The following is a 15,585-nucleotide window of genomic DNA, read 5'->3' as shown; positions in this document are numbered from 1 at the left end:
TCCCGCACCTTTCGCGTGAGGCGCCGTCCACGATGCCTGGGCACGGCGCCAGCATCAGGCATGATCTCGTTCGATTCCCTTCCGGCTCATCCGGATCCGCTCGTCGGAGCCTCGCATCCGCCCCTCGAGCACGAGGTGCGCTCGCGCGACGATCTGATCCTGAACGGGTGGACGGATCGGTGCCTCGCGGCTGCCGTTGCGCGAGGCGAGCTCTTCCACCTCCGGCGCGGCTGGTACATCGACGGCGCAGAACGTGCGGCGCTCCACCCCGAGGAGCGTCATCGGGCGCACGTCATCGCGGTCGCGCGGGACAGCACCGGGGGCGCAGTCATGTCGCACACGTCCGCCGCCGTGCTCTGGCGGCTGCCGCTGTACCGGATCCGCTGCGCGGCCGTGCACATGACGATGCCCGCCGCCCGGCGGGTGTCGAGCAGCCCCGACGTACGGCGGCATGCGGGGCCGTTGCCCGCCGCCGATGTCGTGATCGTCGACGGGATCCGATGCACCTCGCTGTCACGCACGGTGTTCGATCTCCTGTGCGTCCTGCCTCGGGAAGCGGCCGTGTCGGTCGCGGATGCCGCGGAGCGTCAGATGGCGCGGCGCCTGCGCGAGTGGGATCTGGATGCGGTCGCGGCCTGGCGCCTCGAGCTCGGCCGACGCCTCGCCGAGGCCGACGGGAGGAGGGGCGTCCGTCAGGCGCGATGGGTCGCGGCGTTCGCGGACGGACGGGCGCAGCTTCCCGGTGAGAGCGTCAGCCGACTGCAGCTGCATCGGCTCGGGTTCGCGGCGCCCGAGCTCCAGGTTCCGGTGGCGGGACCGGACGGGCGGACCTTCTTCGTGGACTTCGAGCTCGGCGATGTGCGCTGCTTCGGTGAGTTCGACGGCAAGGAGAAGTACTTCGACGAGGCGATGCGCTCGGGGCGCACCGTGGAGCAGGTGATCTTCGACGAGAAGCGCCGGGAGGACTGGATCCGCGGTGCCTCGCAGAACCGTTTCGCCCGCTGGGGGATGGAGCACATCGGCACACCGGCCGCCCTCGGCCGCCGACTCGCCTCGTTCGGCGTGCGTCCGCCGGATGCCGGTGCGCAGGGTCGCCGATGATGCCCCGCGCCGAATGCACGGGTGGTTGCCGAGTGCACGGGCTGTTAGCGCGAAGTTCCCGTGCAGTCGGCGGGTTCCCGTGCGCTCGCGGCGAGAGCGGGCGACGCGGCGGCGAGAGCGGCGCCGATTTGGGGGAGGGGCGCCGATGCCGTAGTCTGGGACCAACCGAAGACCGCTGGTCATCGTCGTGTGCGCGAGCACGAGGCGATCGAAGCACTGCCGGATCCTGGATCCGAACAGCAGAGGCCCGCGCAGGTGACACGAACGAACTCCAGATCCTGGACCACGCTCCGTGCGCTTGCGCCGGAGCGTTTTTGTTTGCCTGCAGAGCGCGGCGGTCGAGGCCGGTGCTCCACCGCCGTGGAGCATCCCGTACTCATCAAGGAGTGACCATGGCGCAGAAGGATGCATCGGTCGCCGAGCTCACGAAGAATTTCGAGAACTCGAACGCCGTCCTGCTGACCGAGTACCGCGGTCTGACGGTTGCCCAGCTCAAGCAGCTGCGCAACAACATCCGTCAGGACGCGAACTACGCCGTGGTGAAGAACACGCTGACCAAGATCGCCGCGAACAACGCGGGGATCACGGCGCTGGACGACGACCTCAAGGGTCCGTCGGCCGTCGCGTTCGTGCACGGCGACTTCGTCGCCACCGCCAAGGCTCTGCGTGACTTCGCCAAGGCCAACCCGCTTCTCGTGATCAAGGGCGGCATCTTCGAGGGCAACGCCCTGAGTGCCGACGAGGTCAACAAGTACGCCTCCCTGGAGAGCCGCGAGGTTCTGCTGGCGAAGGCTGCGGGCATGATGAAGGCGACGATGGGCAAGGCCGCGGCCACCATCGATGCTCTTCGCGAGAAGCTGGAGACCGCCGAGGCCGCCTGAGCCTCCAGGTCTTCACCCCCCAAACCCCCATCTATCTAGGAGATACATCATGGCGAAGCTCACCACCGAGGAGCTGCTCGACCAGTTCGCTGGTCTGACCCTTGTCGAGCTCAGCGAGTTCGTGAAGGCGTTCGAGGAGAAGTTCGACGTCACCGCTGCCGCTCCCGTCGCCGTCGCCGGCGCTGCGGGTGGCGCTGCCGGCGCCGAGGCCGAGGAGGAGAAGGACTCGTTCGACGTCATCCTCGAGGCCGCCGGTGACAAGAAGATCCAGGTCATCAAGGTCGTCCGCGAGCTCACCTCGCTCGGCCTCGGCGAGGCCAAGGCCGTCGTCGACGGTGCCCCGAAGGCCGTCCTCGAGGGCGCCAACAAGGAGGCCGCCGAGAAGGCCAAGGCTTCCCTGGAGGAGGCCGGCGCTACGGTCACCCTCAAGTGAGTCGAGGGGGGGGGGGGGGCCCGGGCCCCCCCCATGTGGGGCGGGGGGGGACCCCGCGGCCCCCCCGGGTGCCCCCGCCTGCGACTCAGGTTGAGCGAGGACGCGCGTAGCGCGCCCGAGACGAAACCTGCGTTCCGACGCTGCGAAGGCCCCGGGTTCTCCCGGGGCCTTCGTGCGTCAGCGGGCGGTCTCCGCTCGCGGCGGGGCCGTCGACTGGCGGGCCACGAGGGTCGCGGGAGAGACCACGTGCTCGAGTGCGGCCTCGGGATCCTGCATCCGCGCGCGCAGCAGGCGCACCGCCTCGATGCCCTGCTCCCGGGGGTTCTGCCGGATGGTGGTGAGACTGAACATCTCGGCGTAGCGGTGGTCGTCGATGCCGGTCACGCTGAGTTCGCTGGGCACGCCGATGCCGAGCCGCTGCGCCGCGATGATCGCCCCCACGGCCGCCTCGTCGCACACCGCCGCGATCGCCGTGGGGCGGCTGCGCCGGTCGGCGAGGAGGGCGGCGGCGGTGGCGAACGCCTCGGGGATCGTGGACTGCGTGGGCACGGCCCTGATGTGTTCCTCCAGGCCCGCGGCGATCATCGCCTGCCGGTAGCCGTCGAGCCGCTTGCGCTCCCCGAAGCTGAACTGGTCGGCATCCGGCTCGTCCCCGAGGAACGCGATGTTCTCATGGCCGAGGTCGATCAGGTGCTCCGTCGCCACGCGCGCGGCCACCACGTCGTCGATCGAGACGGTGTCGGCGCCCTGGGTGAAGGGACCGACGGACACGAGCGGCAGTCCGATCCCCGCGAGCCGTTCCAGCTCATGCGCGCCGGGCTGCAGGCACACGGCGATGATGCCGTCGAAGCGGCGGCCCGCCAGGGCGTGATCCAGCATGCGGGCGCGTTCGGCGCTGCCCTCGGCCGCTCCGTACAGGGCGAGGTCGAGTCCGTCGTCGATGAGGGCCTGCTGGAGACCCGCGAGCAGCTCGGCGAAGTACCAGCGGTCGGCCATGGGCATGATGACGCCGATGGTCGAGGTGCGCCCCGTGGCGAGGCTCGATGCGCTGGAGTGCGCGGCGTAGGCCAGCTCGCGGGCGGCGCGCTCCACGCGCTCCCGGGTCTCGGCGGAGACGTAGCCGTTGCCGCTGAGCGCGCGACTGGCCGTGGACTTCGCCACGCCCGCGCGCAGTGCGACATCGATGATCCCGGTCACGGCGCATCCTCCTCGAAACGGATGCCCTCACCATAGCGATATCCCAGCTTCTATGGAACCGGTTTCTTTCATCGTTCTCACCGGAACCACCGCGCAAACGCCTGGTTATCCAGTTGTGATCGAATCCGCATTGCGGAAGTAACGGAGAGCCCACTAGTGTCGCCTGGAAGCGGTTCCTGAAGGAGCCCCCAGTGCTGGGGAAATCCACCCCGCGAATTCGAAGGAGAAAACGTATGGGAATGTCTCAGCGACGTCGCCTGATCGCGCCTCTGGCGTTGCTTGCGGTGTCCGGACTCGCGCTCGCGGGATGTGCCGAAGGCGGCTCGTCCGGGGGCGGGGACTCGTCCGGCAAGGGTGAGACCGTCAAGATCTCCGGCGGCATCACGGGATCCGAGGCGGATCTGCTGAACAAGTCCTTCGACCAGTTCACCAAGGACACCGGGATCAAGGTCGTCTACACGGGCGACAAGGGCTTCGAGGGCAACATCGTCACCAAGGTGTCCGGCGGCAGCGCCCCCGACATCGCGATCGTGCCGCAGCCGGGTCTGCTGAAGAGCCTCGTCGGCACCGGCCAGGTCAAGGAGGCCCCCTCCGAGGTCTCGGCGAACGTCGACAAGAACTGGTCCAAGGACTGGAAGACCTACGGCACGATCGACGGCAAGTTCTACGCCGCTCCGATGCTGGCCAATGTCAAGGGCTACGTCTGGTACTCGCCCGCCAAGTTCAAGGAGCTCGGCGTCGAGGTGCCGAAGACCTGGGACGACCTGCTGGCGCTCACCAAGACGCTCCAGGAGAAGAGCGGCGCCGCACCGTGGTGCGCGGGCTTCGCCTCGGGCGACGCCTCCGGCTGGCCCGGCACCGACTGGATCGAGGACCTGGTCCTCCGCCAGAGCGGCACCGACGTCTACGACAAGTGGGTCGCGGGCGACGTGAAGTTCACCGACCCGCAGATCAAGCAGGCCTTCGACGCCCTCGGCACGATCCTGCTCGACCCGAAGTACGTCAACGCCGGCTTCGGCGACGTGAAGAGCATCAACTCGACCGCCTTCGCCGACGTCGCGGCCAAGGTCGCCGACGGCACCTGCCTCATGACGCACCAGGCCTCGTTCCTCTCGTCGAACTTCCTCGACGTGAAGACCAAGGACGGCAAGGCGCCGACCGTGGCGCCCGACGGCGACGTGTACGCGTTCGTGCTTCCCGGCATGAAGGAAGGCGAGACCACCATCGAGGGCGGCGGCGAGTTCGTCGCGGGCTTCAGCGACAACACCGCGACCAAGAAGGTCCTGGAGTTCATGTCGTCGCCCGAGTTCGCGAACGCCCGCGTGAAGCTGGGCGGCGTCATCTCCGCCAACAAGAACGCGGACGCCTCGCTCGCCTCCAGCGAGTTCCTTCAGGACGCGATGAAGACGCTGCAGGATCCGAAGACCACGCTGCGTTTCGACGCGAGCGACCTGATGCCGGCCACCGTCGGCTCCGGCTCGTTCTGGAAGGGCATGGTCAGCTGGATCGACGGCAAGCCGACCGATCAGGTGCTGAGCGACATCCAGGCCGGTTACAAGAACTAGCCTGAGCAGCACCCCCGTAGGGCTGCGGGGCTCGTCCGCATCATCGCGGACGGCCCCGCAGTCGTCATCGGGCAGATTCCTGACAGAGTTCATCGTCGAACCCGGAAGGGGCTCCACATGTCGCAGACCACAGCGACCGAGACCGCGAGATCCGATCGCAAGACCGAGTCCGTGCGCTCCGGCCGCACCACCGCTTCCCGATCCGTCACGGTCGGCGCCTACATCGTCGGCGCGATCCTGATCGTCGGGATCTTCATCGCTCTCATCGCCGGCGGTCCGGCGGAGAGCCCGAAGCCGACCTCGCTCGGCTTCTCCCTGAACAGCTTCTTCGTCTGGCTCGGCGGTCTGAACCCGCTGCTGCAGATTCCCTTGGTGCTGGTCGTCTTCGGCATCGTGGCCGGGGTGCTGCTGGTGCTCATCGAGTACGCGCCGAGGCACGGCAAGGGCTATTTCTGGCTGCGTCTCGTGGCCTGTTTCGCCATTCCGGTGCTGGCGTTCATGATGCTGCGTCCGTATCAGAACGCGGTCGTGTACGTCATGATCATCGCCCTGGTCGCCGGCGGCCTGCTGTTCTTCGCCGACTACCGTGCGCGCGAGGGATCCGGCTACCTGTTCCAGCTCACGCTGTTCATGGCCCCGGCCACCCTGCTGCTGATCATCGGCCTCATCTACCCGGCCGTCTCGACGATCATCCAGTCCTTCTTCGACAAGACGGGCAAGGACTTCGTCGCCCTCGAGAACTACCAGTGGGTGTTCACGAACCCGGAGGGGTTCTGGTCCGTGATCAACACGCTGATCTGGGCGCTCATCGCGCCGATCGTGTCGACGATCTTCGGGCTCGCGTACGCGGTGTTCATCGACCGCGCGCGGGGCGAGAAGATCCTGAAGGTGTTCGTGTTCATGCCCGTCGCGATCTCGTTCGTCGGCGCCGGCATCATCTGGAAGTTCATCTACGACTTCCGGCAGGGCGACCAGATCGGCCTGCTGAACGCGATCGTGACGCTGTTCGGCGGCAAGCCGGTCTCCTGGCTCGACACGACCCCGCTCGTCAACACCGTCTGCCTGCTCATCGTCTTCATCTGGACGCAGACCGGGTTCGCGATGGTGATCCTGTCGGCGGCGATCAAGGCGGTTCCGACCGAGCAGATCGAGGCGGCGTCCCTGGACGGCGCGAACGCCTGGGAGAGGTTCCGCAACGTCACGGTTCCGGGGATCCGCTCCTCCCTGATCGTGGTGCTCACCACGATCACCATCGCCTCGCTGAAGGTCTACGACATCGTCGCCGTGATGACCGGCGGCCGGGCGAACAGCACCGTGCTCGGCTTCGAGATGGTCAACCAGCAGCAGCGCTTCCAGAGTTACGGGCACTCCTCGGCGCTGGCCGTCGTGCTGTTCCTGTTCGTGCTGCCGCTGATCATCTACAACGCCCGGCAGATGGCCAAGCAGAGGGAGATCCGCTGATGAGTGCGACGCAGGCAGTCGTCACCGACAACCGCAGCGCGCGCCAGGTCGCACGCGACACCCGCCGCAACGAGGCCACCGCGCAGAAGCGGCTCACGTCGCGCGGCGCCACGATCGCGGCGGTGATCATCGCGATCTTCTGGACCATCCCCACGCTGGGGCTCTTCGTGACGTCGTTCCGCCCCGGAGCCGACTCGAACAGCACCGGCTGGTGGACCGTGTTCGTGAACCCGTCGTTCACGCTGAGCAACTACGCCGACGCGCTGAACTCGGGAGGCACCGCGCTGACGCTCGGGGCCTCGTTCGTGAACTCGCTCGCCATCACGATCCCGGCCACGGTGATTCCGATCTTCATCGCATCGCTCGCCGCCTACGGCTTCGCGTGGATGAACTTCAAGGGCAAGAACCTCGTGTTCGTGCTCGTGTTCGCGCTGCAGATCGTGCCCATCCAGATGGCCCTGGTGCCGCTGCTGTCGCTGTTCTCCCGCGGGCTCACGCTGTTCGGCACGCAGATCTTCCCCGGCTTCACCCTGCGCGATGTGGACCACAGCTTCGCCACGGTGTGGATCGCACACGCGATCTTCGCGATGCCGCTGGCGATCTTCATGCTGCACAACTTCATCTCGGAGATCCCCGGTGAGGTCGTCGAGGCGGCCCGCGTGGACGGCGCCGGGCACGGGCAGATCTTCTTCCGGATCATCCTGCCGCTCGCGATGCCGGCCATCGCGTCGTTCGCGATCTTCCAGTTCCTGTGGGTGTGGAACGACCTGCTGGTGGCGACGATCTTCGCGCCGGAATCGTCACTGCCGTTGACCCAGACGCTGAACTCGCTGTCCGGCACCTGGGGCAATCAGTGGTACCTGCAGTCGGCGGGAACGTTCATCTCGATCATCGTCCCGCTGATCGTGTTCTTCGCCCTGCAGCGCTTTTTCGTGCGCGGTCTGCTGGCCGGCGCGACGAAGGGCTGATCACCGCACCATCGCCGAGGCCGGTGCCCGCACGTCGCGGGCGCCGGCCTCGTCCGTGCCACCCGCGTCCGGGATCCGGCCTTTCGGCGGGCTCTCGGAACGGCCGGCGCGGTTCCGGGAGCGGATCAGGGGAGAATGGGCGGATGACGCGTCGGCTGGCTCTCGTCCTCGGTCTCGTCGGGGTCGCGGTGACCCTGGCGACGGCGGTCGTCCTGGCGACCGCACCGGGCCTCATCGTCTCGCTCGACGACGCCTGGAACCTCGAGATGGTCGAGTGGCGCAACCCCGCGCTGACCGGCTGGGCGCTGGTCATGAACGTGCTCGGAGGGGGCTGGGTCGCGACGATCCTCACCCCGCTCCTGATCGCGCTCCTCGCGTGGATCGTGCGCGGCTGGCGCGGCGCCGTGTTCGCGATCGCGGCCTTCGCATTCAGCGCCGGGATCGTCCAGCTCGTGAAGAGGGCGCTGGGCCGGGACCGGCCGCAGGATCTGCTGATCGCCTCGGATTTCGGATCCTTCCCCTCCGGGCACACCTCGAATGCCGCGACGCTCGCCGTGGTGCTCTGGTTCCTGTTCCCGTCGCTGTGGGTCGCGATCGGCGGCGCCCTCTGGGCGGTCGCGATGGGCTTCTCCCGCACCGTGCTCAGCGTGCACTGGTTCAGCGACACGGTCGGCGGCGCGCTGATCGGCGCGGGTGCGGCCCTGCTCCTCGCAGCCGCGCTGTGGCGCTGGGTCCGCCTGCCGTCGATGCTCCAGGCGGGAGACGGCCGGAGCGCGGATCCGCCTCGCTAGGCTGAGAGGATCCGCTGGTCTCCGGGCGCCGCAGCGCGTCCGGGACGCCGATCGAAGGGCACTCCGTGGCACGCATCCGACCGTTCCGTTCCGACGACGTCGACGGGCTGTACGACGTGTGCGTGAGGACCGCGGACGTGGGCGCCGACGCCACCGGCATGCTCGAGGACGACGCCCTCTGGGGCGACCTCTTCGCGGTGCCTTACGCGCGCCGCGATCCCGGGCTGTGCTGGGTGGTCGAGTCCGACGACGCGCGGGTGATCGGTTACGTGGTCGCCACGGACGACACGAACGCCTTCGCCGGCTGGTTCCGCGACGAGTGGTGGCCGTCGCGCCGCGACCGCTATCGCCGCTCCGGTGCACAGGAGCCCACCGCTCAGGACCGCTTCATCGCGTACGGCGACCGGCAGGCGCCGAGTGAGGATGCGATCGTGCGGGAGTACCCCGCGCACCTCCACATCGACCTGCTGCCCGAGACCCAGGGGCAGGGGCTCGGCCGCCGGCTCATCGACACCCTGCTCGCCGAGCTCGGACGTCGGGGCGTGCCCGGGCTGCACCTCGGGATGAACGCCGACAACCATTCGGCCGGCGCCTTCTACGAACGACTCGGCTTCACCGAGCTCGCCTCGGCCGAGGGCAGCACCACCTACGGGATCCGGATCCCCTCGGCCTGACGCGGTGCGTGTCGTCCGACCCGGAACGGTCGCCTGACGAAGGCGGCCGCCCCGAGGCGCGTCCGGCTCATGACGAAGGCCCCGCCTCCCCAGCGGCTTTCTTGGGGAGTCGGGGCCTTCGATCTGGCGGTGACGGCGGGATTCGAACCCGCGGTTGCTTGCACAACACACGCTTTCCAAGCGTGCTCCTTCGGCCGCTCGGACACGTCACCAGGAGGACAACCTGATCAGTCTATCCGATCCGCGGGTGTGATCCGGACCAGGGCGGAGCGCCCGGAGAGCGGGCGCCCGTGCCAGGATGAGGACGACCGCGAAGGAGAACGACGGTGACCGGCACCGACTCGCAGCACGCCGACGGGGAGCATCCGTCGAGACGGCGCTGGGCCCTGCAGATGCAGCAGCCGCTGCCGTCGTCCACGGTCTTCGACCGGTTCGCCTTCCTCGTCGGCACCGCCTCGGCCGTCTGGCTCGCGGTGATCATCTCGCTGCAGACGTTCCGCTACGCCTGGTCGGTGCTGCTGTTCGTCCCGGTGTGGGCGATCATGGCCTACCTCGTGCTCCCGCGCCTGCACCGGATGCTGAGCGATCTGTACGTGCCGGACTACTTCTTCGGGCGCACCCGCACCGCCGACGGGCTGCTCGGGGATCCGGTGAACCTCGGCGTGGACGGCACCGCGGCCCAGCTCGACGACGTGATGACCCGGGCGGGCTGGCACAGGGCCGACGAGATCACCGCCGCGTCGACGTGGGGAATCATCGTCTCGACGCTCACCCGGAGGAGTTACCCGACCGCGCCCGTCTCGCCGCTGATGCTCTTCGGGCGACGCCATGACGTGGCCTACCAGCAAGAGGTCGCGGGCAACCCCAAGCAGCGCCATCACGTGCGCTTCTGGCACTGCCCGCCCGGGTGGCTCCTACCGGGCGGGGCGAAGACCGACTGGCTCGGTGCGGGAACCTACGACACCGACGTGGGGCTGAGCCTCTTCACGCTCCAGGTGACCCACCGCATCGACGAGAACACCGACATCGAGCGCGATTTCGTGGTGCAGAGCGCGCGCGATGCCGACCCTGCCGTGCGGGTGCGCGAGCTGCACGACTTCACCACCGGCTACCACTCCCGCAACGGCGGCGGAGACCGGTTCATCACCGACGGCGACCTGCCCATCCTCGACGTCACCCGCGTGGTCGTCCCGGAGGACGCCGATCCGGCCGCCGCTCCCGGCGGCTCCCGGTCCGCCGTCCTTCCGGGGGAGGGGCACGGCGAGTCGCTGCGCACCACGGCCGAGCGCTCGATCCGGCGCGCCCCGCTGTCGACCTTCTTCGCGGTGGGCGTCGTGGTGCTCGGGGCGCTGCTCGACCTCGGCGGCCTCGTCATCGGCATGGCGACGGATGCCGACATCCGCCGGCTCCTGGCCGATGGCCCGGCCGACCAGGCGACGGTGCTGCTCGTGGTGATCGGGTTCGGAGCGGTCGTCTCGATCGCTCAGCTGCTCATGGCCTGGTCGGTGCTGCGCCGGGGCAGGCGTTCCCGGGCGGTGCTCATGGTCCTGCTCGCGATCGGCGTGCTGTCGACCGCCATCGACTATCTCGGCGGCCGCACGGCGCTCGGGTTCAACGGCACGCTGCTGGCGGCCTGCCTGCAGTGCCTCGCCCTGCTCGCGCTGTCGAGCGAATCCGCCGGGGCATGGGCGCGGCGGCGGTCGACGGCCCACCGGAAGAAGTGACGCGCGCCGCGCACCCGGGGTCCTCCGGGGCTCAGAGCAGCTGGGCCACGCGATAGGGGACCATCTCACGCATCACGAGGCCGGTGCTGGTGCGCTTGACCCCGTCGACGTCGAGGATCCGTCCGGCGATGCGGTACAGGTCGTCGGTGTCGCGGGCGGCGACCCGGATGAGCAGATCGGAGACGCCGGACAGGCCGAGCACCTCGATCACCTCGGGGATGCCGGCGAGCTCCGCGCCCACGCTGTCGAGCTTTCGCTGCGTGACCCGCGTGAGGATGTAGGCGCCGAGCGGGTAGCCGAGGAAGGCCGGGTCAATCCGGCGTTCCAGCGAGCGCAGCACCCCGTCGCGCTCGTAGCGGTCCAGGCGCGACCGCACCGTGTTGCGGGCGAGCCCGGTCGCCTCGGCCAGAGCGACGATCGTGGCCGCGGGGGAGCGGATCAGCTGGCGCAGGAGGGTGGCATCGGTGCGGTCGGCGCGAGGAGTCATCCTGATCACGTCCCCTCTCGGAAGTGGGTCGATCTTGATTGATCTGATCAACATCAGGTCGATCTATTGTCACCGTGATGCCGCGCTGGTGCAATGGGGCGACAATCTGCGTCTGAACAGATGCCTCGCCCCGGTCCGCGACGGATGTGCCGGTGCGAGACCCCACAAGGGCCGGCATCGACGGTGCGGCGAGGACGCCGCGCACCCGTCCCGAGGAGGATCCCGATGACCCCGCTCACCGCGACCGCGCCCGCCGTGGCGACCGACGACCGGCTCGCCGCCCTGACCCGCATCGAGCAGCGCGTGCTGTGGCTCGCGACCTCGATGGTGCACCACGCGAACCGCGTGCGCCCCAACCCCTCGGGCCTCAAGGTGGGCGGCCACCAGGCATCGAGCGCCTCGATCGCAACCATCATGACCGAGCTGTGGTTCGAGCAGCTTCATCCTGAGGACCGCGTCTCGGTGAAGCCGCACGCCTCGCCCGTTCTGCACGCCATCAACTACCTGCTCGGCGGCCTCGACGAGCGCCACATGACGACCCTCCGCCAGTTCGGGGGCGTGCAGAGCTACCCGAGCCGCACGAAGGATCCCGACGTCGTCGACTACTCGACCGGATCGGTCGGGATCGGCGCCACGGCACCGATCTGGGGCGCGATCGCCCGCCGCTACGCCTCCTCGCTGTCGGGGGAGTCCCCGCGGGGTCGGCAGTACTCGCTGGTGGGGGATGCGGAGCTCGACGAGGGCGCGGTCTGGGAGGCGCTGCTGGATCCGCACGTGCACGATCTCGGCGAGATCGTCTGGATCGTCGATCTCAACCGGCAGTCCCTGGATCGGGTGGTGCCGGACATGGCCGCCGGCAAGCTCGAGCGCATGTTCGCGGCGGTCGGCTGGCAGGTGATCACCGTCGCCTTCGGGCGGCTCCTCGACGAGCTCTTCTCCCGCGAGGGTGGCGGGGCGCTGCGCAGCCGGATCCTCGACATGCCCAATCCGGAGTACCAGCGGCTGCTGCGCTGTCCCGTCGACGAACTGCGCCGGCGCCTGCCGGGCACGGGGCCCGATGCGGCCGCGATCGGTGCGCTGCTGGCCGGGATCGGAGACGACGAGCTGCGTGCGGCGATCCGCAACCTCGGCGGCCACGATCTGGAGGCGCTGCGCGAGGCGTTCGCGCGGATCGACGACACGAGGCCGACCGTGATCATCGCCTACACGATCAAAGGCAACGGCCTGCCGACCGAGGGGCACCCGCAGAACCACTCCTCGCTGCTGACCGCGGCGCAGTACGCCGAGCTCGCCGAGCGTCTGGGCGAGGATCCGGCCGAGCCGTGGCGGCGCTTCGCGGCCGGCACCGCGGAGGGCGCCCTCTGCACGCAGAGCGCCGAGCGCCTCCGCCGGCCCGCGGTGCCGGCGGCCGCGGAGCACCCGGTGCCCGTCGACTTCGGCCGCACGCCGGCGGGGGCCGGCACCACCCAGGCCGCCCTCGGGCGCGTCCTGCTCGATCTCACCCGGTCCGCGCCCGAGGTGGCGCGCCGCGTCGTCACCGCGAGCCCCGATGTCAGCTCCAGCACCAACCTCGCGGGGTGGCTCAACAAGGTCGGGGTGTGGTCGACCGACGACCGGCCGGACTGGTTCGACGACGACGGCGAGACGATCATGCACTGGCGCGAGCGTCCGACCGGGCAGCACATCGAGCTCGGCATCGCGGAGGTGAACCTGGTCAGCCTCATCGGCGAGCTGGGCGCGACGTGGAGCCGCTGGGGGCAGCCGCTCTACCCGATCGGCGTGCTCTACGACCCGTTCGTGGAGCGCGCCCTGGAGCCGTGGTCGTACGGGATCTACGCGGGCGGGCAGTCCATCCTGGTGGGCACGCCGTCGGGGGTGAGCCTCGCGGGCGAGGGCGGCGCGCACCAGTCCATCAAGACGCCGTCGATCGGCCTGGAGCAGCCGGGATGCACGAGTTACGAGCCCGCCTTCGTGCAGGACGTGGAATGGACGCTCCTCGCCGCCATGGCGCAGATGGGGCGCCCGGGCGGGCGGTCCGCCTATCTCCGCCTGTCGACCAAGCCCGTCGATCAGGCGCTCGCCGCGATCCCCGCCGACCCGGCGGCGCGGGAGCGACGGCGACGGCAGGTCGTCGCGGGCGGCTTCCGGCTGCGCTCGGCCGAGGCGCCGCGCGTGACGATCGCCGCGTTGGGGGCGATGGTGCCGGAGGCATGCGCCGCGGCGGAGCGGCTCGAGGCCCAGGGGTGCGCCGCCGACGTCGTGTGCGTCACGAGCCCCGGCCTGCTCTTCGAGGCGCTGCGCGCCCGCGACGGGGACGGCGACGCCGACAGCTGGATCCTCGAGCAGATCCTGCCCTCAGAGCGCGCCGTTCCGCTCGTGACCGTGCTGGACGGGCACCCGCACGCGCTCGCCTTCCTCGCCGGAGTGCGCGGCGTGCCGGCGCGGCACCTGGGCGTCAGCCGGTTCGGGCAGGCCGGGGATCTGGACGACGTGTACCGGTATCACGGCATCGACGTCGACAGCATCGTCCGCGCCGCCCTCGACCTCGCGGACTGACCTTGGCCGCCTTCGGCGCCGCGACCACCGCCGCGGGCGCCGAGGGCGCGCCTAGAATCTCCTGGTGCCCACACCGAAGATCGTGCTCTTCTACGCCTTCGCGCCCCTCGCCGACCCGGAGGCGCTCCGCCTCTGGCAGCGCGACCTGTGTGCGGCGCTGCACCTGCGCGGCAGGATCCTGATCTCGCCGCACGGCATCAACGGCACGCTCGGCGGCGACCTCCCCGCGGTGAAGGCCTGGCTGCGCTCGTTCCGCTCCTACGCCCCCTTCCGCGAGGCCGACGTGAAGTGGAGCGAGGGCACCGCGGTCGATGCCGACGGGTATAGCGCGGACTTCCCGAAGCTCAGCGTCAAGGTGCGCGACGAGATCGTCTCGTTCGGCGCACCCGGCGAGCTGCGCGTCGACGAGCACGGGGTCGTCGGCGGCGGCGCCCGGCTCAGCCCGGATGCACTGCATGACCTCGTCGCTGAACGCGGCGACGAGGTGGTGTTCTTCGACGGACGCAACGCCCTCGAGGCGGGGATCGGCCGGTTCCGCGGAGCCGTTGTGCCGGATGCGGAGACCACGCGCGATTTCGTGGGGCTGCTGGACTCCGGCGCCTACGACGACCTCAAGGGACGCCCGGTCGTGACCTACTGCACCGGGGGGATCCGCTGCGAGGTGCTGTCGAGCCTGATGACGGCGCGCGGCTTCGGAGAGGTGTATCAGCTGGAGGGCGGGATCGTCCGCTACGGCGAGCGGTTCGGCGACGACGGGCTGTGGGACGGCTCGCTGTACGTGTTCGACGGACGCGGATCCGTGGACTTCTCCGACCACGCCGCCGTGATCGGCGTGTGCGCCGGCTGCGGGGCCGCCACGAACCGCACGGCGAACTGCCCGGATCCGTCGTGCCGCCGGCAGGACGTGGTCTGCGCGGACTGCGTCGCCGTGCCCTGCAGGGAGCACTCCGCCGCGGTCTGATCCGGGATCCGGCCCGGTACCGCGGTCCCGGTGAACAGTTCGGAACATCACTCCCGGGGATGACGACGGCGCCGGATCCGCGCCGTAGCGTGGTGCGCATGGACCTGCTGAACGCCTGGCTGCTGCACGCCGCAGGACAGCTCTGGCTGTTCCCGGTGCTGCTGGTGTTCTTCTTCGTCGACGGCTTCGCGACGATCCTGCCGAGCGAGACCGCGCTCGTCGCGCTGTCGGCGCTCTCGCTGCAGAGCGGGCAGCCGAACCTGATCGTGCTCGGGCTCGTGGCGCTGGTGGGTGCGGTCGCCGGTGACAACATGGCGTACCTGCTCGGCCGCACGATCGGCACCGACCGCTGGCGCTGGATGCGCCGGCCGCGCGTGCAGAAGATGTTCGAGTGGGCGCGATTCGAGCTCGACAAGCGCGGAGCGGCGCTCATCTTCACCGCCCGCTACATCCCCTGGGGGCGGGTCGCGGTGAATTACGTCGCGGGCCAGACCCGGTTCCCGCACCGGCGGTTCTTCCTGTTCGACCTGTTCGCCTGCATCACCTGGGTCGCCTATGCGATCGTCATCGGCCTCGTCGCCGGCCAGTGGGTGCACGACAACCCGCTGCTGGGCGTCGGTATCGCGGTGGTGTTCGCCGTCGTCGTCGGCTTCGTGATCGACCATGTCCTGCGCTGGTGGCACCGTCGTCGCGGGGACGCGGAGCCGGTCCCGCCCGCACGACACGACGGGGAGGCGGTCGCCGCCGAGGTGCGCGACGCGTCCTGACCGAGATCCCGGGCACGGG

Annotated in this window: 14 protein-coding genes and 1 tRNA gene; 12 read left to right on the top strand and 3 right to left on the bottom strand. The window is 69.7% G+C overall.

Annotation, left to right across the window (positions count from 1 at the left end; all coding sequences use genetic code 11):
- Positions 1 to 60: 60 nt before the first annotated feature.
- From WFJ01_RS08790 to rplL, 3 genes are all read left to right on the top strand, one after another.
- Positions 61 to 1,101 (top strand): hypothetical protein, encoded by a 1,041-nt coding sequence (locus tag WFJ01_RS08790; protein WP_336628831.1) that lies wholly within the window; start codon positions 61 to 63, stop codon positions 1,099 to 1,101.
- 392 nt (positions 1,102 to 1,493) lie between these two features.
- On the top strand, positions 1,494 to 1,982 hold the full coding sequence (rplJ, locus tag WFJ01_RS08785) for a 50S ribosomal protein L10 (RefSeq protein ID WP_251445913.1): 489 nt from the start codon (positions 1,494 to 1,496) through the stop codon (positions 1,980 to 1,982).
- A 49-nt stretch (positions 1,983 to 2,031) separates the two neighbouring features.
- On the top strand, positions 2,032 to 2,415 hold the full coding sequence (rplL, locus tag WFJ01_RS08780) for a 50S ribosomal protein L7/L12 (RefSeq protein WP_251445916.1): 384 nt from the start codon (positions 2,032 to 2,034) through the stop codon (positions 2,413 to 2,415).
- Between the two features lie 177 nt (positions 2,416 to 2,592).
- Here rplL and WFJ01_RS08775 read toward each other — a convergent pair whose 3' ends face one another.
- Entirely contained in the window at positions 2,593 to 3,612 is a 1,020-nt protein-coding gene (locus WFJ01_RS08775) for a LacI family DNA-binding transcriptional regulator (RefSeq protein WP_336628830.1), read from the bottom strand.
- A gap of 233 nt (positions 3,613 to 3,845) precedes the next feature.
- On the opposite strand from WFJ01_RS08775, the gene WFJ01_RS08770 reads away from it, so the two are divergent.
- The 5 genes from WFJ01_RS08770 to WFJ01_RS08750 all read left to right on the top strand — a co-directional run bounded on the left by WFJ01_RS08770 (position 3,846) and on the right by WFJ01_RS08750 (position 9,071).
- Positions 3,846 to 5,177 carry an ABC transporter substrate-binding protein gene (locus WFJ01_RS08770; RefSeq protein ID WP_292883969.1) on the top strand — a complete coding sequence of 444 codons (1,332 nt, stop codon included), beginning with the start codon at positions 3,846 to 3,848 and terminating at the stop codon, positions 5,175 to 5,177.
- A 117-nt stretch (positions 5,178 to 5,294) separates the two neighbouring features.
- The gene (locus WFJ01_RS08765) at positions 5,295 to 6,638 is read left to right on the top strand and encodes a carbohydrate ABC transporter permease (RefSeq protein WP_292883971.1); all 1,344 of its coding nucleotides are present in this window, start codon (positions 5,295 to 5,297) and stop codon (positions 6,636 to 6,638) included.
- On the top strand, positions 6,638 to 7,606 hold the full coding sequence (locus WFJ01_RS08760) for a carbohydrate ABC transporter permease (protein ID WP_251445932.1): 969 nt from the start codon (positions 6,638 to 6,640) through the stop codon (positions 7,604 to 7,606). Before WFJ01_RS08765 ends, WFJ01_RS08760 begins: the two co-directional genes overlap by 1 nt.
- Before the next feature lie 143 nt (positions 7,607 to 7,749).
- Positions 7,750 to 8,397, top strand: a complete 648-nt coding sequence (locus tag WFJ01_RS08755) for a phosphatase PAP2 family protein (RefSeq protein WP_292883974.1) — start codon at positions 7,750 to 7,752, stop codon at positions 8,395 to 8,397.
- A 65-nt stretch (positions 8,398 to 8,462) separates the two neighbouring features.
- Positions 8,463 to 9,071: a GNAT family N-acetyltransferase gene (locus tag WFJ01_RS08750; protein WP_292883976.1), complete on the top strand. Its 609-nt coding sequence runs from the start codon at positions 8,463 to 8,465 to the stop codon at positions 9,069 to 9,071.
- Between the two features lie 124 nt (positions 9,072 to 9,195).
- Here WFJ01_RS08750 and WFJ01_RS08745 read toward each other — a convergent pair.
- Positions 9,196 to 9,283: transfer RNA gene (locus WFJ01_RS08745), tRNA-Ser, on the bottom strand.
- Between the two features lie 114 nt (positions 9,284 to 9,397).
- Between WFJ01_RS08745 and WFJ01_RS08740 the strand changes: the two genes are divergently transcribed.
- Positions 9,398 to 10,795 carry an LssY C-terminal domain-containing protein gene (locus WFJ01_RS08740; protein ID WP_336628829.1) on the top strand — a complete coding sequence of 466 codons (1,398 nt, stop codon included), beginning with the start codon at positions 9,398 to 9,400 and terminating at the stop codon, positions 10,793 to 10,795.
- A gap of 31 nt (positions 10,796 to 10,826) precedes the next feature.
- Here WFJ01_RS08740 and WFJ01_RS08735 read toward each other — a convergent pair whose 3' ends face one another.
- A complete protein-coding gene (locus tag WFJ01_RS08735; RefSeq protein WP_292883980.1) occupies positions 10,827 to 11,282 on the bottom strand; it encodes an Lrp/AsnC family transcriptional regulator in 456 nt (151 codons plus the stop codon).
- A 225-nt stretch (positions 11,283 to 11,507) separates the two neighbouring features.
- Between WFJ01_RS08735 and WFJ01_RS08730 the strand changes: the two genes are divergently transcribed.
- From WFJ01_RS08730 to WFJ01_RS08720, 3 genes are all read left to right on the top strand, one after another.
- Positions 11,508 to 13,838, top strand: coding sequence for a transketolase-like TK C-terminal-containing protein (locus tag WFJ01_RS08730; RefSeq protein WP_295035262.1), 2,331 nt, complete (start codon positions 11,508 to 11,510; stop codon positions 13,836 to 13,838).
- Between the two features lie 64 nt (positions 13,839 to 13,902).
- Entirely contained in the window at positions 13,903 to 14,799 is an 897-nt protein-coding gene (gene trhO / locus WFJ01_RS08725; RefSeq protein WP_336628828.1) for an oxygen-dependent tRNA uridine(34) hydroxylase TrhO, read from the top strand.
- A gap of 98 nt (positions 14,800 to 14,897) precedes the next feature.
- Positions 14,898 to 15,566, top strand: a complete 669-nt coding sequence (locus WFJ01_RS08720) for a DedA family protein (protein ID WP_336628827.1) — start codon at positions 14,898 to 14,900, stop codon at positions 15,564 to 15,566.
- Positions 15,567 to 15,585: the final 19 nt, after the last annotated feature.

It is taken from the genome of Microbacterium sp. MMO-35, assembly GCF_037147555.1.
Classification (GTDB): domain Bacteria; phylum Actinomycetota; class Actinomycetes; order Actinomycetales; family Microbacteriaceae; genus Microbacterium.
This window is presented reverse-complemented; position numbering and strand designations above follow the sequence as displayed.